A 25,921-nucleotide genomic window follows, 5' to 3' on the forward strand; every position below is an offset into this window, starting at 1 on the left:
TACACGACGGCGCGCGACCGGCACAGCGGGAGGCGCGCGCTGCAGGCCACAGAGAGGGGTTACTACGTGCCTGCTTTCTCACATACGTCGGTTCCGACGGCTGTGGCACTTCCGGTGGTCGAGGATGGGTTTCCTCGCCGACTGCACCCGTATTGGCCAAAGCTCCAAGGGAGGACCAGGTCCTGGCTCCTCGAAATGGGGCTCATGCCACCCGACAAGGTGGCCAAGTACGCCGACGACCTGTGTTATTCGGACCTCGTCGCGGGCTACTACCTCGGCGCCCCCGACGAACTGCTCGCGACGATCAGCGACTACAGCGCGTGGTTCTTCGCCTGGGACGACCGGCACGACCGCGACGTGATCCACGGTCGCGCGGACAACTGGCGGCGGCTCGTCGCCCAGTTGCACGCGGCGACCGAGGCGCCCGAACTCCACCTGGGCCACAGGGATCCGCTGGTCGCGGGGTTCGCCGACTGCCTCCAGCGGTTCTACGGCTCACTGAGCCACACCTGGAACCTCCGGTTCGCCCGGCATTTCCACCCGGTGATCGACGCGTACGACCAGGAGTTCAGGAACCGGACGACGGGGACCGTGCCCGACGTCGACGCGTACATAGAGTTGCGCAGGCAGACCTTCGCGCACTGGATTTGGATAGACCTGCTCGAGGCGACGGCGCAGTACGAACTCCCCGCGTGGGTGCGCAAAACACCCGCGTTCATGCGTGCGGCGCTTGCCGTCCAGGACTTCTCTGCCTGGTACAACGACCTTTGTTCGCTCCCCAAGGAACTCGCAGGAAAAGAATTACACAACCTCGGGATAAGCCTCATCGAGCACGAGGGACTTTCCGTCGTCCAAGCCGCCGCGGAAGTGCGTAGCCGAGTCCTCGGATGCGTCGACGATTTCCTTGCGGCGGAAATCGAGGTCGGGAACATCGCGGACGGCGTCGAGACGCTCGGAGAAAAAGGAAAAGACCTCTCCGTGGCCATGAGGTCATGTCTGGAGAACATGCGGAACTGGTTCAGTTCCGTCTACTGGTTCCACCACGAATCGGGCCGCTATCAGGTCGACGACTGGGAGGACCGCAGCAACCCGCCGTACGTCAGTGACGAGCCGGTCGGCGCCGACACCGCGCCCGGCGCGGCTCGCGTCCCGAGGCAGGCCCCCCACCGGATCCCCGAGGGGGTCCACGAACAGGCAGGTGAGTGCGCATGACCGTGGAATCCACGCTGCCGCCCCCGGCGCCCGGCCAGGCGGGAGCGTCGCTGCCGCCGCTCGCACCCGGCGGCGCGCCGCTGCTCGGCCACGCCCCCCAGATGCTCCGCGACCCACTGGCGTTCCTCACCCGGCTGCGGGACGGCGGCGACGTGGTCCGGCTGCGGCTCGGCCCCAAGACGGTCTTCGCGGTCTGCGACCCCGTGCTGGTCGAGAAGCTGCTCAAGAGCCCGGACTTCCTCATAGGCGGCGCCATGTGGGACGCGCTCGAGGTGCTCCTCGGCGAGGGCGTGGCGAGCAGCAACGGGCAGAAGCACCGGCGCCAGCGCCGCGCCATCCAGCCTGCGTTCCGGGCCGAGCGGATGGCCGACTACGCGTCGCTGATGGCGGAGGAGGCGCAGGCCGCGGCCGACCGCTGGCAGGACGGGCAGACCGTCGACATCAACGCCGAGATGTTCCGCCTCGCGGCCCGGATCACGGCCCGCGCCATGCTGCACATCGACGCGGAGGACGACCGCTCGGACCGCCTCGGCGAGACCATGGGCACGGTCTTCGCCGGTATGTACCGGCGGATGATCCTCTCCTTCGGGCCGCTGTACCGGCTGCCCCTGCCGGCCAATCGGCGCTTCGAGCGGGCCATGGCCGAATTGCACCGCATGGTCGACGAGATCATCGTCGAGCGAAGGGCCCAGGCGGCCGAAGGAATCGACACAGGGGACCTTCTCGCGGCATTGCTCGACGCACACGACGATGACGGCGAAGCGGTCACCGACCAAGAGATCCACGATCAGGTTCTCGCCCTCCTGTTGGCCGGTGGCGAGAATGTCTCCAAGACGCTGGCATGGACGCTCGGACTCCTCGCCGAACACCCGGACCACGAAAGCCGGTTGTACGAAGAGGTTGAATCGGCTACCGGTGGCGACAGGCAGGTGGCTTTTGGTGACATCGGGAAACTCGCATATATGCGGAACCTTCTCAACGAGTCGATGCGCATTCGCCCCAGCGTGTGGATATTCACGCGCGTTTCGGCGGTCGATACGGTGCTCGGTGGGTATCGCATTCCGGCCGGGACGGACATCGTCTACAGCCCGTACGCGATGCAGCACGACCCGCGCTCGTTCGACGACGTGAACGTCTTTGACCCCGACCGCTGGCTGCCGGAGCGCGTCACGGACGTGGCGAACGTGGCGCACCAGCCGTTCGGCACCGGCAACCGCAAGTGCCCCGGCGATCACTTCAGCATGGTCGAACTCGCCCTGATACTGGGCACATTGGTGTCCCGGTGGCGGTTCGAAGAGGTCCCCGGGACGAACGCGACGGCGAAACTGGGGATCACCATCGGCCCCAAGAACGGGAATCTGCGGGTGAAGGCCCGCGGCTGACCGTCCGTCACCAGGGCCTAGGAGGCGAGCCTCACCCGGAACGTCCTCCGGAAGGCGTTGGGCGTCGTGCCCAGCGCCTTCATGAACTGATGGCGCATCGCCGCCGCGTTGCCGAACCCGGCGCGCGCGGCGATCGCGTCCACCGTCTCGTCCGTACGCTCCAGCAACTCCTGGGCGAACAGCACCCGTTGGCGCAGCAGCCAGCGGTACGGCGTCGTGCCCGTCTCCTGCTGGAAGCGCCGGGCGAAGGTGCGCGGCGACATGTGGGCCCGCGCCGCGAGCTCCTCCACGGTGACCGGCTCGTCCAGGTGCCGCTCCATCCAGGACAGCACCTCGCCCACCGTGTCGCAGCGCGTCGTCGGCAGCGGGCGCTCCACGAACTGGGCCTGCCCGCCGTCCCGGTGCGGCGGTACGACCATGCGGCGGGCGATCGTGTTCGCGACCTCGGCGCCGTGCTCGGTCCGCACGATGTGCAGGCAGGCGTCGATGCCCGCGGCCGTCCCGGCGGAGGTGATGACCGGGCCCTCGTCGACGTACAGCACATCCGGGTCGACGCGGGTGCGCGGGAAGCGGACGGCGAGCTCGCGCTCGTAGCGCCAGTGCACCGCGCAGCGGCGTCCGTCGAGGAGGCCGGCCTCACCGAGCACGAACACGCCCGCGCAGAGGCTGAGCACGCGCGCGCCCCGGTCGACCGCCTCTCGCAGCGCGTCGAGCAGCTCCGGCGGGTACTCGCCGAACCGCCGCCCCGCCGAGGGGATCGTGATGAGGTCGGCCTCCGCGAGCCGTTCGAGGCCGTGCGGGGTGGAGATCGTCATGCCGGGTACGTGCGTGGTGAGCGAGGGGCCCTCGGCGGAGGCGACCGCGAAGTCGTACACGGGCAGCCCGGCGTCGCTCCGGTCGAGGCCGAACACCTCGCAGACGACGCCGAGTTCAAAGGGATGCACGCCGTCCAGCAGCACGGCGGCCACGTTTTTCAGCATGCCTGTCAGTGTGCCGCATACGTGGCAGTTATTCGAGGGTTGCTGGCGGTCCTGCCACTGCCGCGCGAGCGCGGCCCGGCGGAGAGTGGAGGACATGAACACAGCGATGAACTACCTCGCCGTCCTCTTCGTCTTCCTCCTCCTGGCGTCCCCTTCCCTGTACGGCATGGCCCACGACCGCCGCATCGACCGCCAGCTCCGCGAGGCGCGGCGGAACGCCGAACAGCCGCCCCGCCACGCCGAGTTCACCGAAGCGGCCTAGAACTCCTCGTCGAACCCGACCGAGCCCTCGACTGCCACCTGGTACGCCGAGGGGCGGCGCTCGAAGAAGTTGGTCAACTCCTGGACGCCCTGGAGTTCCATGAAGGAGAAGGGGTTCTCCGAGCCGTAGACCGGCGCGAAGCCGAGGCGCTGGAGGCGCTGGTCGGCGACGCACTCCAGGTACTGGCGCATCGACTCGGTGTTCATACCGGGCAGCCCCTCGCCGCAGAGGTCGCGGCCGAACTGCAGCTCGGCGTCGACCGCCTCGCGCAACATGTCGGTGACCTGCTGCTCCAACTCGTCGTCGAAGAGCCCGGGCTCCTCCTTTCGGACCGTGTCGACCACGTCGAACGCGAAGGACATGTGCATCGTTTCGTCTCGAAAGACCCAATTCGTCCCGGTCGCCAGCCCGTGCAGCAGCCCGCGCGAGCGGAACCAGTAGACGTACGCGAACGCCCCGTAGAAGAACAGGCCCTCGATGCACGCCGCGAAGCAGATGAGGTTGAGGAGGAAGCGGCGGCGGTCCGCCTTGGACTCCAGGCGGTCCATCTTCTCGACCGAGTCCATCCAGCGGAAGCAGAATTCCGCCTTCTCGCGGATCGAGGGGATGTTCTCCACCGCCGCGAACGCCGCCGTCCGGTCCTCCGGGTCGGGGAGGTAGGTGTCGAGCAGCGTCAAGTAGAACTGGACGTGCACGGCCTCCTCGAACAGCTGGCGGGACAAGTACAGGCGTGCCTCGGGGGAGTTGATGTGCTTGTAGAGCGTGAGGACGAGGTTGTTCGACACGATCGAGTCACCCGTCGCGAAGAACGCGACCAGGCGGCCGATCATGTGCTGCTCACCGGGCGACAGCTTCGCGAGGTCGGCGACGTCCGAGTGGAGGTCGACCTCCTCCACCGTCCACGTGTTCTTGATGGCGTCGCGGTAGCGCTCGTAGAAGTCCGGGTAGCGCATGGGGCGCAGGGTCAGTTCGAAGCCCGGGTCGAGCAGGTTCTTTTCGGGAGAGGTGGACATCACTGGCAGGCCTCGCAGGACTCGGGGTTTTCCAGGGAGCAGGCGACCGCGTCCGGCTCCGGCGTCGCGGTCTGCGCGGGGACGGTGCTGTTGCCCGCCGCCCGCGCGATGCGCGTCGCGGGGCGCGAGCGCAGGTAGTACGTGGTCTTCAGGCCCGACTTCCAGGCGTACGCGTACATCGAGGAGAGCTTGCCGATGGTCGGCGTCTCCAGGAAGAGGTTGAGGGACTGGGCCTGGTCGAGGTACGGGGTGCGTGCCGCGGCCATGTCGATGAGGCCGCGCTGCGGGATCTCCCAGGCCGTGCGGTAGAGGGCGCGGAGTTCCTCCGGGACCCAGGTGAAGCCCTGCACCGAGCCGTTGGCCTCGCGCAGCGCCTCGCGGGTCCTGGCGTCCCAGACACCGAGCGCCTTCAGTTCCTCGATGAGGTACGAGTTGATCTGGAGGAACTCGCCCGACAGCGTCTCCCGCTTGAAGAGGTTGGAGACCTGCGGCTCGATGCACTCGTAGACGCCGGCGATGGAGGCGATGGTGGCCGTCGGCGCGATGGCGAGGAGGAGGGAGTTGCGCATGCCGACGGAGGCGATGCGCTCGCGCAGTGCCGCCCAGCGCTCCGGCCAGGTGGGCTCGACGCCGTAGTGGTCGGGGTGCAGCACGCCGCGTGCGGTGCGGGTCTTCTCCCAGGCGGGAAGGGGGCCGTTGCGCTCGGCCAGGTCGGCCGACGCCTCGTACGCCGCGAGCATGATGCGTTCCGCGATGCGGGTGGAGAGGGCCTTGGCCTCGGCCGAGTCGAAGGGCAGGCGGAGCTTGAAGAAGACGTCCTGGAGGCCCATCGCGCCCAGGCCCACCGGTCGCCAGCGGGAGTTGGAGCGGCCCGCCTGGTCGGTCGGGTAGAAGTTGATGTCGACGACGCGGTCGAGGAAGGTGACGGCCGTGTGGACGGTGTCGTCGAGGCGCTGCCAGTCGATGTCGCCGGTCTTCGTGTCGACGAAGGAGCCGAGGTTGACCGAGCCCAGGTTGCAGACGGCCGTCTCCCCGTCGTCCGTCACCTCGAGGATCTCCGTGCAGAGGTTGGAGGAGTGGACCGTGTGGCCTGGCTCGGCCGTCTGGTTGGCGGTGCGGTTGGCGGCGTCCTTGAAGGTCAGCCAGCCGTTGCCGGTCTGCGCGAGGGTGCGCATCATGCGGCCGTACAGGTCCCGGGCGGGGATGGTCTTCTGGGCCAGCCCGCGGGTTTCGGCGTCTCGGTACGCGGCGTCGAACTCCTCGCCCCACAGGTCGACGAGCTCGGGCACGTCGGCCGGCGAGAACAGCGACCACGGCTGGTCCGCGTTCACGCGGCGCATGAACTCGTCCGGGATCCAGTGCGCGAGGTTGAGGTTGTGGGTGCGGCGCGCGTCCTCGCCGGTGTTGTCGCGCAGTTCCAGGAACTCCTCGACGTCGGAGTGCCAGGTCTCCAGGTAGACCGCGGCGGCGCCCTTGCGGCGGCCGCCCTGGTTCACGGCGGCGACGGAGGCGTCGAGCGTCTTCAGGAACGGGACGATGCCGTTGGAGTGCCCGTTCGTGCCGCGGATCAGTGAACCGCGGCTGCGGATGCGGGAGTACGAGAGGCCGATGCCGCCTGCGTGCTTCGAGAGGCGGGCGACCTGGTGGTACCGGTCGTAGATCGAGTCGAGCTCGTCGAGCGGGGAGTCGAGGAGGTAGCAGCTCGACATCTGGGGGTGGCGGGTGCCGGAGTTGAAGAGGGTGGGGGAGGAGGGCAGGTAGTCGAGGCGGCTCATGAGGCCGTAGAGGGCGGCCACTTCGTCGAGCGCGCGGGTGGAGTCGTCCTCGGCGAGGCCCGCGGCCACGCGCAGCATGAAGTGCTGCGGCGTCTCGATGACGGAGCGCGTGATCGGGTGGCGCAGCAGGTAGCGGCTGTGCAGGGTGCGCAGGCCGAAGTAGCCGAAGCGGTCGTCGCCCGCGACGTCGATGAGCGCGTCGAGGCGCGCGGCGTGCCCCTGTACGAATGCGGCCGTGCGGTCCGCGATCAGGCCCTCGCGGTGGCCGACGGCGACCGACTCGGTGAAGCTCGTGACGCCCTGTGAGGCGGCCTCCGCGGCGATGGAGCGGGTGAGCAGGCGGGCGGCGAGCCGGGAGTAGGCGGGGTCCTCGGAGATCAGTCCGGCGGCGGCCTCGGTGGCGAGATCGCGCAGCTCCGCTTCATCGGCCCGCGCCGAACGGCCGCGCAGCGCGGCGGCGGCGATCCGGCCGGGGTCGGCGTCGGGGAGGTCGGCGGTCAGCTCGGTCAGGGTGCGCAGGAGTGCGGCACCCGGGCCGTCCTGGGGGGTGGCTGAGACCGGTTCGGCGGGCGCGATGGTCACGTGGAGGCTCTCCCTCGCTCGGGCGGGGCCTTTCGGCACACTCGCGTCGTCGCCCGAAGGGCGGCCCCGCGGTGTCTGGTGCGTGCGATCGCAAGGCGCCGGACGGGCCTCGTAGCGGAGCTACTAGGTCTGTCCGGCAACGCCGCGAGCGTGCGTGCCAGACGCCGCGGGGCAGACGCGAGTGTGCCGAAAGGCCCCGCGGGCCTGCGGGGAGGAGGTGGCAGCGCGGGCCGCGCACGCGCAGGGCGGGCCCTCGTCCACCGGCCCTTTCCGCGAGGCCCGGACGTCTTCGACGCCCGGGCCGGTCGGCTCGGGCGTGCCGTCGACAGGTCATCGGACTCACGCGGGCGTTTTTGTACGCCTACGCACACCGTTGCGGGACAGTTCCGGATTCGCACCGGATTCCCCTGTGGTGACAGCGAGAGTGAGCATACATGTTGTGTCGGGCTTTCGCTTCAGCCCCATATGTTGTGTCGGCCGACCGAACCGTCAGTCTGCCGCCAGCTTCAACTCGTACGCCCGCAGCGTCACTTCCGGGATCGGCGACCAGTCGCGGTCCGGGATCCGGGTGAAGCCGAGGCGCTCGTAGAGGCGGTGGGAGGCGGTGGCGAGCGGCTGCGTGCACAGCACCACCGCCGACTTCCCGGCTGACCGGGCCCGGTCGATCACGGCCCGCACGAGCGCCTCGCCGACGCCCTTCCCGCGCGCCTCCACGTCGACGGCCAGCATCCGGAACTCGGCCTCCGAGGGGCGCGCGAGGTCCGCGTACGGGTGGTCGTGCGTGGGGACGTAGGTGACGCCGCCGAGGACGCGGCCGTCGGGGTCCTCGGCGACGAGCACTTCGGCCTGACCGGCGCGTTTCTCGACGTCGCGCAGTTCTGCGGCGTACCAGTCGTCCTCGCCGAACGCGAGGAGGCCGCTGCCCAGGTAGGCGCGGGCGCTCAACTCGCCCAGTACGGCGTATTCATCGGGGCGCACTGTTCTGATCACGACGCCATGGTTACGCGACCCCGGGCCGTGGCCGCAACGCTTTCCGGAAAATGTGTCGGGCCCCTCCGAAGCGGAGGGGCCCGACACACGTACGGAAGGGCGTGCTTAGTGACCAGCGCCCGCGCCGACCGTCGGCAGGTCGCGCTTGACGCCCTTGTCGCCGGCGTCGGCCGTGTAGTCCTCGGCGGTCGTCTCGTCGACGCCGTCCGGGGCGTTGACCGCCTTGAGGACGAAGGTCAGGACGACGGTGACGACGATGTTGAGGACGAACGCCGTGAAGCCGATGTAGCCGATCTCGCCGATGCCGGGGATCTCCGCCGACGAGCCGCCGAAGTGCTTCTGCGTCGGCGACGCGACACCCCACGCGGCGAGCGTGCCGTAGACCATGCCGACGGCCCAGCCGGCGAGCAGCGCCCAGCGGTGGAACCAGCGCGTGAACAGGCCGCCGACCAGGGCCGGGAAGGTCTGCAGGATCCAGATGCCGCCGAGCAGCTGGAAGTTGATGGCGACCGTCTTGTCCATGGTCAGGACGAAGACGAGCGCGCCGACCTTCACGAGCAGCGAGACCAGCTTGGAGACCTTGGTCTCCTGCGCGGGCGTCGCGTCCGGCTTGATGAAGTCCTTGTAGATGTTGCGCGTGAACAGGTTCGCGGCGGCGATGGACATGATGGCCGCGGGGACCAGCGCGCCGATGCCGATGGCCGCGAACGCGACGCCCGTGAACCAGTCGGGGAACATGTCCTCGAACAGCTGCGGAATCGCCAACTGCCCGTTCTGCACCTTGATTCCGGCCGCGATCGCCATGAACCCGAGCAGCGCGAGCAGGCCCAGCATCAGCGAGTACAGCGGCAGGATCGTGGTGTTGCGACGGATCACGTTGCGGCTCTTGGACGAGAGCGTCGCCGTGATCGAGTGCGGGTACATGAACAGCGCCAGGGCGGACCCGATGGCGAGCGTCGCGTACGTCCAGGTGCCCGAGGAGCCCGGCGCGAGCCCGGCGACCGGTTTGCCCGCCGCGTCGTTCGCGGCGTCGAACTTGTCGTTCGCCGCGGCGAAGATGTGCTCGAAGCCGCCCAGCTTGATCGGGATGTAGATGATGGCGACCGCGATCACGAGGTAGATCAGGCCGTCCTTGACGAACGCGATCAGCGCGGGCGCCCGCAGGCCCGAGGAGTACGTGTACGCGGCCAGCACGCCGAAGGCGATCAGCAGCGGCAGGTCCTTGACGAACCAGTTGGTGCCCTCACCCCCACCGACGCCCATGACGTCGAGAACGGCCTGGATGCCGACCAGTTGGAGTGCGATGTACGGCATCGTGGCGAGGATGCCGGTGACCGCGACCGCGAGCGAGAGGCCCTTGGAGCCGAAGCGTCCGCGCACGAAGTCGGACGTCGTCACGTACCCGTGCTTGTGCGAGACCGACCACAGGCGCGGCAGGAACGTGAAGATCAGCGGGTACACCAGGATCGTGTACGGCACCGCGAAGAAGCCGGAGGCGCCGGCCGCGTAGATCGCCGCGGGCACGGCGACGAAGGTGTACGCGGTGTAGAGGTCGCCGCCGAGCAGGAACCAGGTGACCCAGGTGCCGAACGAGCGGCCGCCCAGGCCCCATTCGTCCAGGGACGCCTCGTTCTCGGCCTTCCGCCAGCGCGCGGCGAGGAAGCCCATGACCGTGACGGCCACGAAGAAGATGATGAAGACGGTGAGCGCGACACCGTTGACGCCGCCGTTCACGCGCCCGCCCCTTCCTGGGAAGCCTGAGAGGTCTCACGGGCGCGCTGATCGCGCTGCCACAGCTTGTACGCGAGCATGGTGAGCGCGGTCGAGATGAGCACCCAGAGCATCTGGTACCAGTAGAAGAACGGGACGCCGATGAGGGTCGGTTCGACCTTGGCGTAGGAGCTGACCCAGAGCATCGCGACGAACGGTGCGACCAGACACAGTGCAATGATCACGCGGACCGGCGTGACCACCGGTTGTTTCACTTCAGGCGGCGCATCGGACATTCGCGGTTCCGTTCCCCTCGCTGATCAGAGATCCCACTTATCTCATGCTTAACGTGCGGGAAATCTAAGCGAGAGTCTTGATCTACGGAACCCCTGTCCGGATAACGGATGGGTACGCGGGCCCGTTCAGCAACAGCGGAACCCCTGTCGTGGATCCGCTTCCTGCCGGTCCGTCCGCATGCGTTCGAAGTCGCGCCGGGACGGCACGGGCGCACCGGGGTGGGTTTCCCCGACGTGCGCCACGTACCGCTCGTACGCGCTCTCGTCCGTCAACTCCCGGACGAACCACCGCACATACCTAGCCACCCGTAGAACTGCCGACGCCGGCATCGCGCGCCTCCGCCTTCTCCTCCTGCGTGGGGACGAGTCCGGCCGGTGCCACCAGCGTGGACTCGACGTACGGCGCCTCGCTCAGCTTGGACGACTGCGGGTTCCGTACGTGCTTCACACATACCCGTAGCGCGTCGAGAACCACCACGACGATGAGGAGGGCGAGCGCGGCGGTGAGGACGCCGTCGACCGTGGAGTTGGTGACCACGGTGTGCATGTCGTCCATGGACTTCGCGGGCGGCAGTACCTTTCCGGCGTCGATGGCGTCCTGGTAGTTGGAGCGCTGCTGGAAGAAGCCGACGCGCGGATCGGACGAGAACACCTTCTGCCAACTGGCGGTCAGCGTCACGACGGTGTCCCAGATCAGCGGGATCCCGGTGATCCAGGCCCACTTGAGCCGCCCCGACTTCACGAGCAGCGTCGTGCAGACGGCGAGGGCGACGGCGGCGAGCAGCTGGTTGGAGATGCCGAAGATCGGGAAGAGCTGGTTGATCCCGCCGAGCGGCTCGTGCACGCCGATCCACAGGAAGTATCCCCACAGGCCGACGACGACGGCGCTGGTGAGCAGGAGCCCCGGCTTCCAACTGATGTTCCTGAACGGCTTGTAGACGTTGCCGAGCATGTCCTGGAGCATGAAGCGGCCCACGCGCGTGCCCGCGTCGAGCGCGGTCAGGATGAACAGCGCCTCGAACATGATCGCGAAGTGGTACCAGAAGGCGCGCAGTCCGCCCCCGGTCACCTGCGAGAAGATCTCCGAGACTCCGACGGCGAGGGTCGGCGCGCCGCCCGTACGGGACAGCAGGCTCGCCTCCTCGACGTTCTTCGCGGCCTGCGCGAGTTCCGCCGGTGAGATCGAGTATCCGAAGCCCGCCACGGCCTGCGACGCGGACTGCACGCTGTCGCCGATGACTCCGGCGGGCGCGTTCATCGCGAAGTACAGGCCCGGGTCGATGATCGAAGCGGCGACGAGCGCCATCACGGCCACGGCCGACTCCATCAGCATGGAGCCGTAGCCGATCATCCGGACCTGCGTCTCCTTCTGGATCATCTTCGGCGTCGTGCCGGAGGAGATCAGCGCGTGGAAGCCGGAGAGCGCGCCGCAGGCGATGGTGATGAAGACGAAGGGGAACAGCGAGCCCGCGAAGACCGGTCCGTCGCCGCGCGAGGCGAAGTCGGTGACCGGGTCCATCTTCAGCGTCGGCAGCGCGACCACGACGCCGATGGCGAGCAGCGCGATGGTGCCGAGCTTCATGAACGTGGAGAGGTAGTCGCGCGGCGCGAGCAGCATCCACACCGGCAGGACCGAGGCGACGAACCCGTAGATCACCATCCAGATCACGAGCGTCGACGGCGCCAGCGTGAAGGTGTCCGCCCACGAGGACTCGGCGACCCAGCGACCGGCGATGAGCGCGATCAACAGCAGCGCGACGCCGATGAGCGACACCTCGGAGACCCGTCCGGGGCGCAGCACGCGCAGGTAGAAGCCCATGAGCAGCGCGATCGGGATGGTCATCGCGATGGAGAAGGTGCCCCAGGGCGACTCGGCGAGCGCGTTCACCACGACCAGGGCGAGCACCCCGAGCAGGATGATCATGATGGCGAAGGCGGCGACCAGGGCGGCGGCCCCGCCGAACGGGCCGATCTCCTCGCGCGCCATCTGCCCGAGCGAACGCCCGTCGCGCCGCGTCGAGAAGAACAGCACGACCATGTCCTGCACGGCGCCCGCGAAGATCACGCCGACGATGATCCAGATGGTGCCCGGCAGATACCCCATCTGCGCCGCGAGCACGGGTCCGACCAGCGGGCCAGCCCCGGCGATGGCGGCGAAGTGATGGCCAAGCAGCACGCGGCGGTCGGTGGGGTGGAAGTCCATGCCGTTGCCAAGGCGCTCGGCGGGCGTGGCCCGCTTCGCGTCGACCTTCAGCACCTTGTTCGCGATGAACTTCGCGTAGAAGCGGTAGGCGATGGCGTACGACCCGAGGGCGGCGGCGACCATCCACGCGGCGGAGACCTCCTCGCCGCGGGAGAGCGCGAGTACGGACCAGCCGGCCGCGCCCGCCAGGGCGACGACGGTCCACAGAATGATGGTTCTAGGAGAAGCGGTACGCACCGGTGTGTCCTCCCCGTCCATGCGACGACGGGAGGACCGTAAGCCAGAGAATGTGAGCTGCGCTACACCGCGTGCGGGAAAGCGTCTACTCCGTTATGGGGCAAGGGAGTTGAGGGCGGGTCGGCGGTGTCAGTCGGTGGGCCGCTTGAGTCGCGCCACGAACTTGTAGCGGTCGCCACGGTAGACCGAGCGGACCCACTCCACCGGCTGTCCCGAGCCGTCGATCGAGTGGCGGGAGAGCATCAGCATCGGCAGGCCCACGTCCGTGCCGAGCAGGCCCGCCTCGCGCGGCGTCGCGAGGGAGGTCTCGATGGTCTCCTCGGCCTCGGCGAGGCGCACGTCGTAGACCTCGGCGAGCGCGGTGTAGAGCGAGGTGTACTTGGCGAGGCTGCGGCGCAGCGCGGGGAAGCGCTTGGCCGACAGGTGCGTGGTCTCGATCGCCATCGGCTCGCCGCTCGCGAGGCGCAGCCGCTCGATGCGCAGGACGCGGCCGCCGGCGGAGATGTCGAGCAGGTGCGCGAGCGAGTCGTCGGCGGTGACGTAGCCGATGTCGAGCAGCTGCGAGGTCGGCTCCAGGCCCTGCGCCCGCATGTCCTCGGTGTACGAGGTGAGTTGGAGCGCCTGGGAGACCTTGGGCTTGGCGACGAAGGTGCCCTTGCCCTGGATCCGCTCGAGCCGGCCCTCGACGACGAGCTCCTGAAGGGCCTGCCGGACGGTCGTGCGGGAGGTGTCGAACTCGGAGGCGAGCGTGCGCTCGGGCGGGACCGGGGTGCCGGGCGGCAGCGTCTCCGTCATGTCGAGCAGATGTTTCTTGAGGCGGTAGTACTTGGGCACGCGTGCGGTGCGGACGGGCGCCCCGCTCTCGTTCTCCGCACTGCTGACGTCGGTGCTCATGCTCCGCCTTCCCGGCTCCGGTGCCGATGCGACTCCGTGACCCCTCCTTATACCGCCCGGTGGCCGTCTGGTCTAGTCCACCCGCCGAGGGTATTCGCAGGTGGCCAACGCCCTTGCCCTGCTTGGCGGATGCGGCCCGGGTGTCGTTCCGATAACGGACGCGGAGACCTCTCTCGGCCACTCTTGACAGCCCTATTGGTCTGGGCCAAGCTCCCCGTACTGGTCTACACCATTAAAGATCAGGTCCCAGTCCCATCAGCCGTATCCGCGTACGAAGGCGTGTTCGCGCCGTATGTCATCGCTGTGGGTGGGGGGTTGCAGGCATCCCTGAGGAGGGTGACATGAAGCGCAAGCTCATAGCGGCTGTTGGTGTCGCGGCCATGATGTCCGCGGTCGCGGCCTGTGGGGGCGGGAGCGACAGCAACGCGGGCAAGGACCCGAAGGACCGCACGGGCGACGTCACGGTCTGGCTGATGGTCGACGCGCAGAGCACCTGGCCCGGTCTGGTCAAGGACGTCAATGCGCAGTTCAAGAAGAAGTACCCGAAGGTCAAGGTCAACGTCTCGTACCAGCAGTGGGCGGACAAGGCCAAGAAGCTCGACACCGCCCTGGGTGGCGACAAGTTCCCGGACGTCGTCGAGCTCGGCAACACCGAGACCATGCAGTACATCCTCAACGGGGCGCTCGCCGAGATCGACCCGAAGAAGTACGACAACAGCGACTCCTGGATCAAGGGCCTCGCGGACACCTGTTCCTTCGAGGGCAAGATGTACTGCGTCCCGTACTACTCCAGCGCGCGCGTCGCCATCTACAACAAGGACATGCTGAAGTCGGCCACCGGCTCCGCCGAGCTGCCCACCGACGAGACCGCGTTCCTCAAGGCGATGGACAAGGAGACGGCGAAGCAGGGCGCCAAGGACAAGCGCTTCTCGTCCCTGTACCTGCCGGGCCGCTACTGGTACGCCGCCATGTCCTACGTCAAGGCGTACGGCGGTCAGATCGCGTCGTACGACGACGGCACCAAGAAGTGGAAGGGCACCCTCTCCGACGCCAAGTCGCAGGAAGGCATCCAGCACTTCATCGACCTGGTGAAGAAGTACAACAAGGGCGACATCACCAAGGACGAGCAGGACCACGCCAATGTGATGGCCAACGAGAAGGCCGGCGTCCTGTACGGCAACGGCTGGGAGGCCGGCTCCGTCATCGACGGCAAGGCCAACGGCAACCCGAAGCTGAAGGACAAGATCGCCGTCGCCTCCATGCCGGGCCCGAACGGCAAGACCCTGCCGTCCTTCGTCGGCGGCTCCGACCTCGCGGTGACGCAGAAGTCGAAGAACGCGGACCTCGCCGAGGACTGGATCTCCATGTTCACGAGCGAGAAGTCCCAGGAGGTCCTCACCTCCAAGAACGTGCTGCCCAGCAACACCAAGCAGCTGCAGCCGCTGAAGGAGAAGGCGGAGACGGAGGCCGCGGCGAACGCGGTGGAGAGCGCCTGGTTCACGCCGATCGCACCGGGCTGGACCGCGATCGAGAAGGAGGAGGTCCTGAAGAACATGCTTCTCGACATCCTCAAGGGCAAGTCCGTGGCCACGGCCGCCAAGACGGCCGACGCCAAGATCGACGAGCTGATCAACAAGGAGTCCTGAGCCTGACGGGCTCCGGGGAGGGCGGGGCCGGCATCGAGCGGCCCCGCCTCACCAACGTTCGCCGAGAACGAGAAAGGTCAGCCACGTGACTGCCGCCGACACCAAGGCCGCCGGGCCGCCGCTCAGCGCAGCGGACACCCCGGAAGGGGGACCACCCGCGCAGCAGCCCCCGGGCGCCGGCCGCCCGAAGCGGAAGAAGGGGGCGACGCTCCCTTATCTCCTGATCCTGCCGGCGATCGTCGCGCTGGCCGCCGTCTATGCGTACCCCCTGGTCAAGACCGTGATCATGTCCTTCCAGGACATGGGGCGCCGCGAGCTGTGGACGGGGGAGAGCCCGCCGTGGGTCGGCTTCGACCAGTTCACCAACATCCTCGGCGACGCGGAGTTCTGGCAGGTCACCGTCCGCACGGTGGTCTTCATGGTGGTCTGCGTCTCGCTCACCATGGCGGTCGGCCTGCTGATCTCGCTGCTGATGATGCGCCTGACGACGTGGGTGCGGCTCACGCTCACCACGGCGCTGATCGCCGCCTGGTCGATGCCGCTGCTCGTCGCCGCGTCGATCTTCCGGTGGCTGGCCGACTCCGACTACGGCCTGATCAACACGCTCATCGCCAAGGTGGCGGGCGACGACTTCCTCGGGCACAACTGGTTCCTCGACCCGATGCAGGGCTTCGCGGTCATCGCCGCGCTCGTCATCTGGGGAGCCGTCCCCTTCGTCGTCATCACCCTGTACGCGGCCCTCACCCAGGTGCCCGCGGAGCTGGAGGAGGCCGCCCAGCTCGACGGCGCCAGCGCGTTCGGCGTCTTCCGCTTCGTCACCTGGCCGGTCGTCAAGCCCGTCTTCATCATGGTCACCACGCTCTCGGTGATCTGGGACTTCAACGTCTTCGGGCAGATCTGGCTGCTGCGCGGCAACAAGCCGGAACCGGACTACGAGACGCTCGGCCTGTACTCCTTCTCCAAGGCGTTCACGTCGACGTCCTTCAGCCAGGGCACCGCGATCGCCCTGGTCACCGTGGTGCTGCTCTCCGGGGTGGCCGTGTACTACCTGCGTCAGCTCATGAAGACAGGAGAGGTCGAATGAGCGCCTCCACAGCTCCGGTCACCCCGGTGAAGCAGGGGCTGCGCCCCGACCTGCGCCCCGACCGCAAGAAGACCAGGCTCGGCTACAACGTCCTCGGGCTCGTCATCGCCGTCGTGATGGCCTTCCCGGTCTACTGGCTGATCATCTCGGCGCTGCGGCCCAACCACGAGATCCGCTCCTACGACCAGACGCTGTGGCCGTCGTCGATCACCTTCGACAACTTCGCCCGCGCGGTGAAGCAGCCGAACTTCGGCACCGCGATCCAGTCCAGCCTCATCATCTCGATCACCGCCGTCGTCGGCGGCATGATCATCGCGACCCTCGCGGCGCTCGCCGTCGGGCGCTTCCGCTTCACCGGCCGGCGCGCACTCCTGATGGTGCTGATCCTCGTCCAGATGCTGCCGCCGACCGCGATGCTCATCCCCATCTACACCCAGCTCAACGCGATGGGCGGACTGAACGAGTACTGGGGCGTCATCGTCGTCTACCTCGTCTCCACGCTGCCCTTCGCCACGGTGATGATCCGCGGCTTCGTGGTCAACATCCCCGTGGAACTGGAGGAGTCGGCGATGGTCGACGGCTGTACGCGGATGGGCGCGTTCCGCCGCGTCGTCTTCCCGCTGCTCGCCCCCGGCCTCGCGGCCTCCTCGATCTTCGCCCTGGTCAACGCGTGGAACGAGTACCTGTTCGCGTACATCCTGATGAACGAGGACTCGAAGTACACACTCAACGTGTGGCTGATGACGTTCACGACCGAACGAGGCACCGACTACGGCGCGTTGATGGCCGCGTCCACGATGATCGCTCTGCCGGTGGTGGTCTTCTTCATGTTCATTCAGAAGAAGATGGCCACAGGTCTCACTTCCGGCGCCGTGAAGGGATAACGCCGCACGATGACGACACTGACACGTGGAACCGACACCCTCACACGGGACGCCCTCACGGTGCTGCAACCCGGCTTCACCGGGACGACGGCCCCCGACTGGCTGTTGCGACGCCTCGACGAGGGGCTCGCCTCGGTGGGTCTCTTCGGCCGCAACATCGAGGGCCCCGAGCAACTGGCCGCCCTCACCGCCCAGTTGCGCGCCGAGCGCGGCGACGTCCTGGTCGCCATCGACGAGGAGGGCGGCGACGTCACCCGCCTCGAGGTCCGCACCGGCTCCTCCTTCCCCGGCAACCACGCGCTCGGCGCGGTCGACGACGCGGCGCTGACCCGCTCGGTCGCCGCCGAGCTGGGCCGCCGCCTCGCCGAGTGCGGGGTCAACCTCAACTGGGCGCCGTCCGCGGACGTCAACGCCAACCCGGACAACCCGGTGATCGGCGTGCGTTCCTTCGGCGCCGACACCACGCTGGTGGCCCGGCACACCGCCGCGTACGTCGAGGGCCTGCAGTCCGCCGGCGTCGCCGCCTGCACGAAGCACTTCCCGGGACACGGCGACACGGCGGTCGACTCGCACCACGACGTGCCGCGCATCGACGTCGACCTGGACGTGCTGCACGCCCGGGACCTCGCGCCGTTCCGGGCGGCGATCGCGGCGGGCTCGCGGGCCGTGATGAGCGCGCACATCCTGGTGCCCGCGCTCGACCCGGAGTACCCGGCAACGTTGTCGCGTCGCATCCTCACGGGTCTGCTCCGCGAGGAGTTCGGCTACGAGGGCCTGATCGTCACGGACGGCATGGAGATGAAGGCGATCTCCGGTACGTACGGCATCGAGCGCGGCAGCGTCCTCGCCATCGCGGCCGGCGCCGACGCCATCTGCGTGGGCGGCGGGCTCGCCGACGACGACACGGTGCTGCGGCTGCGCGACGCCCTCGTGGGGGCGGTGCGCGCCGGCGAACTTCCGGAGGAGCGGCTCGCGGACGCGGCAGCGCGGGTGCGGGCGCTGTCGAAGTGGACGGCGGCGTCGGGCCGCGGCGGTGCGGGAGCGGTGGCGCGGGACCCGGAGGTCGGCCTGGTGGCGGCGCGACGCGCGGTCACGGTGACGCGCGGGGAGCACGCGACCCCGGTGACGGGCCCCGTGCACGTGGCCGCCTTCTCGGCCGTCGCCAACATCGCGGTCGGCGACGAGACGCCCTGGGGTGTCGCCGCCGAGCTCGAACGCCTGCTGCCCGGAACCACCACGGGTTCGTACACCGGGCCGGACGCGGGCTCCGCCGTGCTGGCTGCCGCGGAGGAGCGGCGAGTGGTGGCGGTGGTCCGTGACGAGCATCGGCATCCGTGGATGGGCCGGGCCCTGGACGAGCTGCTGCGCGCGCGTCCTGACACGGTGGTCGTGGAGATGGGGGTGCCACAGGCGGCGCCGCGTGGGGCGTTGCACGTGGCCACGTATGGGGCGGCGCGGGTGTGTGGGGTCGCTGCGGCGGAGGCGATCACGGGGGTGTGAGCCCACCCGGGGGCGGGGCCACGGGGCTCCGCCCCGGACCCCGCTGGCTCTCGTCACAAGAGCGGGGCTTAAAAGACCTGCTCAAACGCCGCAGGGGCTTGATGGGGGCCTACAGTCCCTGCCACTCCGGCTTGTTGGTGTAGGTGTGGCGGAAGTAGTCCGCGAGTTTCAGCTTTGAGGCGGCGGCCTCGTCGACCACGATGGTCGCGTGCGGGTGCAGTTGCAGCGCGGAGGCCGGCACCACGGAGGCGACGGGGCCCTCGACGGTCGCCGCCACGGCGTCGGCCTTGCCCTCGCCGGTGGCGAGCAGCACCACGTGCCGCGCCTCCAGGATCGTCCCGATGCCCTGCGTGATCACGTGCCGCGGGACCTGGCTCAGATCGCCGTCGAAGAACCGCGCGTTGTCCGCGATGGTCTGCTCGGTCAGCGTCTTGATCCGGGTCCGCGAGGCGATCGAGGAGCACGGCTCGTTGAACCCGATGTGCCCGTCCGTCCCGATCCCGAGCAGTTGCAGATCCACGCCCCCGGCCTCGACCAGCGCGCTGTCGTACGCCTCGCACGCGGCCTGCACGTCCGCCGCGCTGCCGTCCGGCCCCATGAACGCCGCCTCGCCGAGACCGAGCGGCTCGACGACCTGCCGCAGCACCGTCGCCCGGTACGACTCCGGGTGTCCGGTCGGCAGCCCCACGTACTCGTCGAGCTGGGCGATCCGCGCCTTCGACGCGTCGACCGCACCGGCGCGCACCTGGGCCGCCAGCGCCTCATAGATGGGCAGCGGAGTCGATCCGGTGGCCACACCGAGCAGCGCGTCGGGCTTGCGCCGCAGCAACTGCGCCATGGCCTCGGCGATCAGCTCGCCGCCTGCCTTGGCGTCCGGGACGATCACAACTTCCACGCTGGGCCTGCCGTTCTGGTCAGAGGGGACGGGAAAACGCGCCGTGTGGTTTAGACCAATCTAGCAAAGCGAACCCCGGTCGGTCAGGCCCTTCCGGGCTCCTTTCGTACATGCTCGGCGCTGCGCCGGGCCTCGGCACGTCGAGGCGGCGAAATGAACCATCCCGCTCCGGCGCTCGTGCAGAGGTACATACGAGAAGTAACCTCTGCCGACACATAGACAGGGGAGAATGGTCTAGTCCACAATGCGTAACTGAGGCTTCCGCCCTCCCCGCACAGGAGGACGGACAGAGGAACCGACGCTCTCTGCCCTGACCGCGTCGGATCCTCGATCGGCAGCCGGGACCGCACACCTGGAAGCCGATGCACCTGAAGGGCTGCGGTGCCAGGGAAAGGGCTGAGGGTCCCGACCCCCGGCGCCGCGGCCCGTCGGTCTTTTCGGGGCGGCGCCACCCGCCGGTTAAGCTCGGCTCGTGCCCTCCATGAACGATCTCGTCCGCCAGCACACCGCCCTCGGTGACTCCGATCTCGAGTGGCTCCATCTGCTGGTCTCGGAGTGGCAGTTGCTCTCCGACCTCTCCTTCGCCGACCTCGTCCTGTGGGTTCCCACCCACGACGGCACGCGATACGTCTCCGTGGCCCAGATGCGGCCCAACACGGGACCGACGTCCTACCAGGACGACATGGTCGGCCACCTCGTCCCGCGCGGCCGCCGCCCGATGCTGGACGTCGCGCTCGACGAGGGCCGCATCGTGCGCGAGGGCGACCCCGAGTGGCGCGAGGAGGTCCCGGTGCGGGTGGAGTCCATCCCCGTACGCAGGGAGGGCCGGGTCCTCGGCGTGATCGCGCGCAACACCAACCTGCTGACCGTCCGGACGCCCTCGCGCCTGGAGCTGACCTATCTGCAGTCGGCCTCCGACCTCGCGCAGATGATCGCGGCCGGCACCTTCCCGTTCCCGGACCAGCAGGTCGACATGGACGCCTCCCCGCGCGCGGGCGACGGCCTGATCCGGCTCGACGCGGACGGAGTGGTCCAGTACGCCTCGCCCAACGCCCTGTCCGCGTACCACCGGTTGGGCTTCCAGGCCGATCTGGTCGGCCACCACCTCGGTACGACGACGGCCGAACTCGCCCCGTCGCGCGGCCCGGTGGACGAGGCGCTCGCCAAGGTGGCCAGCGGCTGGGCGCCGCGCGAGTTCGAGATCGAGGGCGAGGAGGGCTCGATCCAGCTGCGCGCGATCCCGCTCAAGCCCAAGGGCGCGCGCATCGGCTCGTTGGTCCTGCTGCGCGACGTCACCGAACTGCGCCGCCGTGAACGCGAGTTGATCACCAAGGACGCGACCATCCGGGAGATCCACCACCGGGTGAAGAACAACCTGCAGACGGTCGCCGCCCTGCTCCGCCTCCAGGCCCGCCGCATCGGCTCCGACCGGGGACGCGAGGCCTTGGAAGAGGCGGTCCGCCGCGTCGGCTCCATCGCGATCGTGCACGAGACGCTCTCCCAGAACCTGGACGAGCGCGTGGAGTTCGACGAGATCGCCGACCGGGTGCTCGCCATGGTGGCGGAGATCTCACCGGGCCAGGTGGCGGGCCGGCGCACCGGCCACTTCGGCATCCTGGACGCCGAAGTGGCGACCCCGCTGTCCATGGTCCTCACCGAGGTGCTGCAGAACGCGCTGGAGCACGGCTTCCGGCAGGGCGACACCGGCACGGTCGAGGTCTCGGCCGTGCGCGGCGGCACCAGCAAGGAGGCCCGGCTCCTGGTCACCGTCCAGGACGACGGCGTCGGTCTGCCCGAGGGCTTCGACCCGAAGCGCGCGGGGAACCTGGGTCTGCAGATCGTACGTACGTTGGTGGAGGGCGAGTTGGGCGGAACGTTCGACATGGTGCCCGCACCGGAGCGCGGCACACAGGTCATCCTCGACATTCCCGTACGCAGCAGCAAATAGCCGTACGAGGCGCGAACGGCAGTGCGCGAACAGCAGTGAGCCCCGGACCATTGAACGGTCCGGGGCTCACTGTTCGTCTCGTTGCCCGGGCTGTGTCCCGGGCTGAGCCTGGGGAGCATCGGGGGTACTGCGCGCTGCGGCTCGGGGGCGGGAGATGCGTACTCGATGTACGCGCCGCCGGGCTCAGGCTCGAACGGGGTGGAAAATCAGGCGGAGGCCTGACGGGCCCGGTTGCGAGCGGCGCGGCGCTTCATTGCGCGGCGCTCGTCCTCGCTGAGGCCACCCCAGACGCCGGAGTCCTGGCCGGACTCGAGCGCCCACTGCAGGCACTGCTCCATGACGGGGCAGCGGCGGCAGACGGCCTTGGCTTCCTCGATCTGCAGCAGCGCAGGACCGGTGTTGCCGATGGGGAAGAAGAGCTCGGGGTCTTCCTCGCGGCAAACGGCGTTGTGACGCCAGTCCATGGCTGCTACCTCTCCTTGGTATTACGTGCAAGTTGCTTGTGAATGTGAACGCTTTCACGAATCCCCCGACAAGTGAAGGGCCGAACGTCACATATGCGACGATGGTCCGTTGCTTTGAGGAGGGGTTTCGGGCTCTCTGTGGGGCCGATGTTCCGGGCCGTCCCGAGCGCCATGTAGAGATTCGCAAACCTCGGCGGCGGATACAACCCCTTCCGGAAAGTTTTTTTTGATTCCTCGGTGTCGGCTAGGTCACAGCCGTACTTCCATGGGGTGGATGCTGGCCCAAACGTTCGAGATGAAGGACTTTAGTCTCTTCCACTCACACAATCACACGCAGTGCACGGCGTACGCCTGTGAACGTCACGCTGGTTCGCAGTCCCAGGTGGTCACCGTCCATCTGAAGGGGCAGCGGAGCCTTGGAATGCAAGGTGAAGTCGGTCAGGTCATGGAGCGTGACCGCGTTCTTGCCGTGCGGACCGCGCTCGGGCGACGAGGCGAGCAGCTGGGAGCCGTAACGGGCCACCGCGGGAGTGGAGAGTTTCTTGAGTCCCAGCACGTCAAGGCCGGTGTCGAAGGACGCCTGGGGCGTCGGATACAGCGGCCTGTTGCCCAGGAAGGACCACGGCGACGTGTTGCTGACTATGGAGACGACGAGATCGGTGACCGAATCCTCGCCCGGCCGTTCGAGCGTGATCGTGCCGTGCCGGCGGTCGGCCTCGCCGAGGAACTGGCGCACCACCTGTCGCACGTACAGGGCATGTGTCGAACGCTTGCCGCGCTCCCGCTGCTGCTCCACCCGGCCCACCACGCCCGCGTCGAAGCCGAGGCCCGAGGCGAACGTGAACCAGCGGGACGGCACGCCCTCGTCCTCCGTGCCCGCGGTGCCCGAGGCGAGGCCGAGGCCCACCGTGCGCTGCCGGCCCTCGCGCAGGGCGTCCAGGAGCTGCCCTGTGGCCTCCACGGGGTGGTTCGGCAGGCCGAGGGCGCGCGCGAAGACGTTCGTGGAGCCGCCGGGGACGACGGCGAGGCCGGGCAGCCGGTCGAGGTCGGGGCCGTGGTACAGCAGGCCGTTCACGACCTCGTTGACCGTGCCGTCGCCGCCGAGGGCGACGACCATCTCGATGTCCTTGCTCTCCGCGGCCTGCCGGGCGAGGTCGCGCGCGTGGCCCCGGTACTCGGTGGTGACGGCCTCGAGCTTCATCTCGCTCGCCAAGGCGTGGATCAGCACATCACGCGTGCGCGCGCTGGTGGTGGTTGCCGCCGGATTGATGACGAGAAGTGCACGCATGCAAGGCAGCGTACCCAGCGCCCTTGATCGGGCCCAGGCCGAGGTGGGCATCGGGTAAGGGTTCGCACGCATTCCGCCCGCGGGGTCCGGGCTTCGGGGCGGCGTCGGCAGGCGGTTACTCTGCAAAGGTGACCTCAGAGCAGAACCCCGCCCCCGAACCCGCCGAAGAAAACGGCCCGCGACCCGGCCGGCTGACCGCCGCCGCGGCCCTGGCCGGACTCGAAGGGCTCGCGCTCGTCGTGGGCGGTGCCTACATGCTGGTCGCCGGCCTGGCCGGGCACCCCGACAACCCGGAGCAGGCCGCCACCGGTGGTGTCACGCTCATCGTCCTCGCGCTGCTGCCGCTGTTCGCCGCGCGCGGACTGCTCGCCCTCAAGCGCTGGAGCCGCGGCCCCGCGATCATCACGCAGATCATGGCGCTGCCGGTCGCCTACACGCTGCTGCAGGCCGACAGCATGGCCATCGGGGGCGGCATCGCGCTCGCCGCCGTGTCGATCGCCTCGCTGGTGCTGCTCGTCAACCAAGAGACCACGCGCGCGCTGGGCATCCGTACGCCGGGTTCCTCGCAGTAGCCCGCAAGCCGCAAGCCCGTAACGGGAAGGCGCCCTACGCGGATCCGCGTAGGGCGCCTTCCCGTGTGCGTACGTGGGTCACTCCTCGACGAGGAGCCTGTCCCGGAGCTGGGCCAGCGTGCGGGCCAGCAGACGGGAGACGTGCATCTGGGAGATGCCGACCTCCTGGGCGATCTGCGACTGCGTCATGTTCCCGAAGAACCGCAGCAGCAGGATGCGCTTCTCGCGCGGCGGCAGGTCCTCCAGGAGCGGCTTGAGGGACTCGCGGTACTCGACGCCCTCCAGCGCCTCGTCCTCGGAGCCCAGCGTGTCCGCGACCGCCGGGGACTCGTCGTCCGTGTCCGGGACGTCCAGGGACAGCGTGGAGTACGCGTTGGCCGACTCCAGGCCCTCCAGGACCTCCTCCTCGGAGATGCCCAGCTTCTCGGCCAGCTCGTGGACCGTGGGGGAGCGGCCGTTCAGCTGGGACAGCTCGGCGGTCGCCGTCGTCAGGGCCAGACGCAGCTCCTGGAGACGGCGCGGTACGCGCACGGCCCAGCCCTTGTCGCGGAAGTGCCGCTTGATCTCGCCGACGACCGTCGGCGTCGCGTACGTGGAGAACTCCACGCCCCGCTCGGGGTCGAAGCGGTCGACCGACTTGATGAGGCCGATCGTCGCGACCTGGGTGAGGTCGTCCAGCGGCTCGCCGCGATTGCGGAAGCGGCGCGCCAGGTGCTCGACCAGTGGCAGATGCATGCGCACGAGCTGATTGCGCAGCTCGGCGTACTCCGGGCTGTCGGCATGCATGGTGCGCAGCTCGATGAACATCGCCCGCGCAGCGCTGCGGTCCCGTGGATCGTGTCGGTCGTGCCGATCACCGTGTCGCTCGTGGTCGCTCATCAATCCCGCCCGTCGCGCGTCCGATCTCCCTGAGCCCCCGCGAAGTCCGGCTCCCGAGGTCGGCGCTGCCTCCTGTGCCGCGCCGGCCGTCGGGTCCGCCGTGTCCACGGGGTCCTCCGGGTGCGGCAGGGCCTGCTGCTCGGGGATGCCGGTGGTCGGCCGCTGCATCCCGCCCGTGCCGTCGGCCGGGAGATCCCGTGTGCCGCGCTTGTCGTCCCGCACCGGATCGTCCCCGTTCCTCACGTCGGGCCGGGGCCCGCGCCGCGCTTCTTGTAGAGGCTGATGGAGACGGTCTTGTCCTCGGCCACTGTGGAGTCGACCTGGCCCGCGAGGGCCGACAACACCGTCCACGCGAAGGTGTCGCGCTCAGGGGCCCGGCCGTCGGTCGTCGGCGCGGAGACCGTCACCTCCAAGGAGTCGTCGACCAACCGGAACACACAGCTGAGCACGGAGCCCGCGACGGCCTGCTGAAGCAGGATCGCGCAGGCCTCGTCGACAGCGATGCGAAGGTCCTCGATCTCGTCGAGGGTGAAGTCCAAACGCGCTGCGAGGCCGGCCGTCGCCGTACGCAGCACCGACAGGTAGGCACCCGCAGCCGGCAGCCGGACTTCCACGAAGTCCTGATTCCCGGGCTCGCCTGCGATCTGGGACACCCTCACCTCCAAGGTGGTACAAGCACTTTCGGGCTCCGGAGGTGTCGTCCCCCGGGTGATGCGCCACATATATCTGCGGTGACGCTACCGCGCGCCCGACTTTCCTGTCCCGGGGACCCCCGGCCCAGTGCTGTCACTCATAGTAAGCCTACGGGTACGGACAGTGGCTAGAGGGTGTGCGGGCTCAATTGGAAAGAGCGGGCGCCGGTTTGACGTACCCAGGCGCCAGTGGATCGAACCCCGGAAGGGCCCGGGATCCGCCGGGTCAGACGAGAATCGAGTCGACAAAGCACCAACGCCAGCTCTCACCAGGCTCGAAGGTGCGCATCACCGGATGTCCCGTCTCGGTGTGGTGAGCCGTCGCATGCCTGTACGGCGACGAGTCGCAGCAGCCGACGTGACCGCAGACCAGACACAGCCGTAGTTGCACAGGGTGACTGCCGACGGCCAGGCACTCCAAGCAGGTCTCGCTCAGAGGTGCGGGCTCGGGGTGCGGCAACGCGGCGACGTGCGAGCACTCGTTCATGATGGCCAGGTTACGACGGGTGGGGCGGAGCAGGGCGGTGGAAGGC

The 25,921-nt window shown here is 68.8% G+C and carries 24 protein-coding genes and 1 riboswitch; of the genes, 9 read left to right on the forward strand and 15 right to left on the reverse strand.

The window, feature by feature from the left end; all coding sequences use genetic code 11:
- Nucleotides 1-66: 66 nt before the first annotated feature.
- Nucleotides 67-1,212 (forward strand): terpene synthase family protein, encoded by a 1,146-nt coding sequence (locus ACWD2L_RS21855; RefSeq protein ID WP_351338980.1) that lies wholly within the window; start codon nucleotides 67-69, stop codon nucleotides 1,210-1,212.
- Nucleotides 1,209-2,594, forward strand: coding sequence for a cytochrome P450 (locus ACWD2L_RS21860; RefSeq protein WP_351338977.1), 1,386 nt, complete (start codon nucleotides 1,209-1,211; stop codon nucleotides 2,592-2,594). The genes ACWD2L_RS21855 and ACWD2L_RS21860 overlap by 4 nt, the downstream gene beginning before the upstream one ends.
- Before the next feature lie 17 nt (nucleotides 2,595-2,611).
- Here the strand turns inward: ACWD2L_RS21860 and ACWD2L_RS21865 are convergent, their stop codons facing one another.
- Nucleotides 2,612-3,574: a GlxA family transcriptional regulator gene (locus ACWD2L_RS21865; RefSeq protein WP_351338974.1), complete on the reverse strand. Its 963-nt coding sequence runs from the start codon at nucleotides 3,572-3,574 to the stop codon at nucleotides 2,612-2,614.
- Nucleotides 3,575-3,668: 94 nt separating this feature from the next.
- On the opposite strand from ACWD2L_RS21865, the gene ACWD2L_RS21870 reads away from it, so the two are divergent.
- Nucleotides 3,669-3,836, forward strand: a complete 168-nt coding sequence (locus tag ACWD2L_RS21870) for a hypothetical protein (protein ID WP_351338971.1) — start codon at nucleotides 3,669-3,671, stop codon at nucleotides 3,834-3,836.
- Here the strand turns inward: ACWD2L_RS21870 and ACWD2L_RS21875 are convergent.
- The 8 genes from ACWD2L_RS21875 to ACWD2L_RS21910 all read right to left on the reverse strand — a co-directional run bounded on the left by ACWD2L_RS21875 (nucleotide 3,833) and on the right by ACWD2L_RS21910 (nucleotide 13,536).
- The gene (locus ACWD2L_RS21875; protein WP_351338968.1) at nucleotides 3,833-4,849 is read right to left on the reverse strand and encodes a ribonucleotide-diphosphate reductase subunit beta; all 1,017 of its coding nucleotides are present in this window, start codon (nucleotides 4,847-4,849) and stop codon (nucleotides 3,833-3,835) included. The genes ACWD2L_RS21870 and ACWD2L_RS21875 overlap by 4 nt on opposite strands.
- Nucleotides 4,849-7,206: a ribonucleoside-diphosphate reductase subunit alpha gene (locus ACWD2L_RS21880; RefSeq protein WP_351338966.1), complete on the reverse strand. Its 2,358-nt coding sequence runs from the start codon at nucleotides 7,204-7,206 to the stop codon at nucleotides 4,849-4,851. The genes ACWD2L_RS21875 and ACWD2L_RS21880 overlap by 1 nt, the downstream gene beginning before the upstream one ends.
- Nucleotides 7,207-7,513: 307 nt before the next feature.
- Nucleotides 7,514-7,644, reverse strand: a riboswitch (cobalamin riboswitch).
- A gap of 51 nt (nucleotides 7,645-7,695) precedes the next feature.
- The gene (locus tag ACWD2L_RS21885; RefSeq protein ID WP_351338964.1) at nucleotides 7,696-8,196 is read right to left on the reverse strand and encodes a GNAT family N-acetyltransferase; all 501 of its coding nucleotides are present in this window, start codon (nucleotides 8,194-8,196) and stop codon (nucleotides 7,696-7,698) included.
- Nucleotides 8,197-8,301: 105 nt separating this feature from the next.
- The gene (gene mctP, locus ACWD2L_RS21890) at nucleotides 8,302-9,930 is read right to left on the reverse strand and encodes a monocarboxylate uptake permease MctP (protein WP_351338961.1); all 1,629 of its coding nucleotides are present in this window, start codon (nucleotides 9,928-9,930) and stop codon (nucleotides 8,302-8,304) included.
- A complete protein-coding gene (locus tag ACWD2L_RS21895; RefSeq protein WP_351338958.1) occupies nucleotides 9,927-10,202 on the reverse strand; it encodes a DUF3311 domain-containing protein in 276 nt (91 codons plus the stop codon). The genes mctP and ACWD2L_RS21895 overlap by 4 nt, the downstream gene beginning before the upstream one ends.
- 126 nt (nucleotides 10,203-10,328) lie before the next feature.
- Entirely contained in the window at nucleotides 10,329-10,532 is a 204-nt protein-coding gene (locus tag ACWD2L_RS21900) for a YbdD/YjiX family protein (RefSeq protein WP_351338955.1), read from the reverse strand.
- Nucleotides 10,501-12,642: a carbon starvation CstA family protein gene (locus ACWD2L_RS21905; protein ID WP_351339035.1), complete on the reverse strand. Its 2,142-nt coding sequence runs from the start codon at nucleotides 12,640-12,642 to the stop codon at nucleotides 10,501-10,503. Before ACWD2L_RS21905 ends, ACWD2L_RS21900 begins: the two co-directional genes overlap by 32 nt.
- Before the next feature lie 129 nt (nucleotides 12,643-12,771).
- A complete protein-coding gene (locus tag ACWD2L_RS21910) occupies nucleotides 12,772-13,536 on the reverse strand; it encodes a GntR family transcriptional regulator (protein WP_351338953.1) in 765 nt (254 codons plus the stop codon).
- A gap of 341 nt (nucleotides 13,537-13,877) precedes the next feature.
- Here ACWD2L_RS21910 and ACWD2L_RS21915 point away from each other — a divergent pair, with 341 nt between their 5' ends.
- From ACWD2L_RS21915 to ACWD2L_RS21930, 4 genes are all read left to right on the forward strand, one after another.
- Nucleotides 13,878-15,182 (forward strand): extracellular solute-binding protein, encoded by a 1,305-nt coding sequence (locus ACWD2L_RS21915; RefSeq protein ID WP_351338950.1) that lies wholly within the window; start codon nucleotides 13,878-13,880, stop codon nucleotides 15,180-15,182.
- 85 nt (nucleotides 15,183-15,267) lie between these two features.
- Nucleotides 15,268-16,266: a carbohydrate ABC transporter permease gene (locus tag ACWD2L_RS21920; RefSeq protein ID WP_351338947.1), complete on the forward strand. Its 999-nt coding sequence runs from the start codon at nucleotides 15,268-15,270 to the stop codon at nucleotides 16,264-16,266.
- Nucleotides 16,263-17,150, forward strand: a complete 888-nt coding sequence (locus tag ACWD2L_RS21925; RefSeq protein ID WP_351338944.1) for a carbohydrate ABC transporter permease — start codon at nucleotides 16,263-16,265, stop codon at nucleotides 17,148-17,150. The genes ACWD2L_RS21920 and ACWD2L_RS21925 overlap by 4 nt, the downstream gene beginning before the upstream one ends.
- Before the next feature lie 9 nt (nucleotides 17,151-17,159).
- Nucleotides 17,160-18,650 (forward strand): glycoside hydrolase family 3 protein, encoded by a 1,491-nt coding sequence (locus tag ACWD2L_RS21930; protein ID WP_351338941.1) that lies wholly within the window; start codon nucleotides 17,160-17,162, stop codon nucleotides 18,648-18,650.
- 109 nt (nucleotides 18,651-18,759) lie between these two features.
- On the opposite strand, the gene nagB is transcribed toward ACWD2L_RS21930, so the two are convergent.
- On the reverse strand, nucleotides 18,760-19,545 hold the full coding sequence (gene nagB / locus ACWD2L_RS21935) for a glucosamine-6-phosphate deaminase (RefSeq protein WP_351338938.1): 786 nt from the start codon (nucleotides 19,543-19,545) through the stop codon (nucleotides 18,760-18,762).
- Nucleotides 19,546-20,026: 481 nt separating this feature from the next.
- Between nagB and ACWD2L_RS21940 the strand changes: the two genes are divergently transcribed.
- Nucleotides 20,027-21,493, forward strand: coding sequence for a sensor histidine kinase (locus ACWD2L_RS21940; RefSeq protein ID WP_351339033.1), 1,467 nt, complete (start codon nucleotides 20,027-20,029; stop codon nucleotides 21,491-21,493).
- A gap of 206 nt (nucleotides 21,494-21,699) precedes the next feature.
- Here the strand turns inward: ACWD2L_RS21940 and ACWD2L_RS21945 are convergent, their stop codons facing one another.
- Nucleotides 21,700-21,957 (reverse strand): WhiB family transcriptional regulator, encoded by a 258-nt coding sequence (locus ACWD2L_RS21945; protein WP_016639615.1) that lies wholly within the window; start codon nucleotides 21,955-21,957, stop codon nucleotides 21,700-21,702.
- 319 nt (nucleotides 21,958-22,276) lie between these two features.
- On the reverse strand, nucleotides 22,277-23,245 hold the full coding sequence (locus ACWD2L_RS21950) for a diacylglycerol/lipid kinase family protein (protein WP_351338935.1): 969 nt from the start codon (nucleotides 23,243-23,245) through the stop codon (nucleotides 22,277-22,279).
- Nucleotides 23,246-23,373: 128 nt separating this feature from the next.
- Here ACWD2L_RS21950 and ACWD2L_RS21955 point away from each other — a divergent pair, with 128 nt between their 5' ends.
- Nucleotides 23,374-23,817: a hypothetical protein gene (locus ACWD2L_RS21955; RefSeq protein ID WP_351338932.1), complete on the forward strand. Its 444-nt coding sequence runs from the start codon at nucleotides 23,374-23,376 to the stop codon at nucleotides 23,815-23,817.
- A gap of 78 nt (nucleotides 23,818-23,895) precedes the next feature.
- Here the strand turns inward: ACWD2L_RS21955 and ACWD2L_RS21960 are convergent, their stop codons facing one another.
- The 3 genes from ACWD2L_RS21960 to ACWD2L_RS21970 all read right to left on the reverse strand — a co-directional run bounded on the left by ACWD2L_RS21960 (nucleotide 23,896) and on the right by ACWD2L_RS21970 (nucleotide 25,875).
- Nucleotides 23,896-24,939 (reverse strand): RNA polymerase sigma factor SigF, encoded by a 1,044-nt coding sequence (locus tag ACWD2L_RS21960; RefSeq protein ID WP_351342181.1) that lies wholly within the window; start codon nucleotides 24,937-24,939, stop codon nucleotides 23,896-23,898.
- Complete coding sequence (locus ACWD2L_RS21965; protein ID WP_351342180.1) at nucleotides 24,936-25,349, reverse strand: ATP-binding protein; 414 nt, start codon at nucleotides 25,347-25,349, stop codon at nucleotides 24,936-24,938. The genes ACWD2L_RS21960 and ACWD2L_RS21965 overlap by 4 nt, the downstream gene beginning before the upstream one ends.
- 265 nt (nucleotides 25,350-25,614) lie before the next feature.
- Nucleotides 25,615-25,875: a UBP-type zinc finger domain-containing protein gene (locus tag ACWD2L_RS21970; protein ID WP_351342178.1), complete on the reverse strand. Its 261-nt coding sequence runs from the start codon at nucleotides 25,873-25,875 to the stop codon at nucleotides 25,615-25,617.
- Between the last annotated feature and the right edge of the window lie 46 nt (nucleotides 25,876-25,921).

Source organism: Streptomyces sp. NPDC002754 (assembly GCF_053592315.1).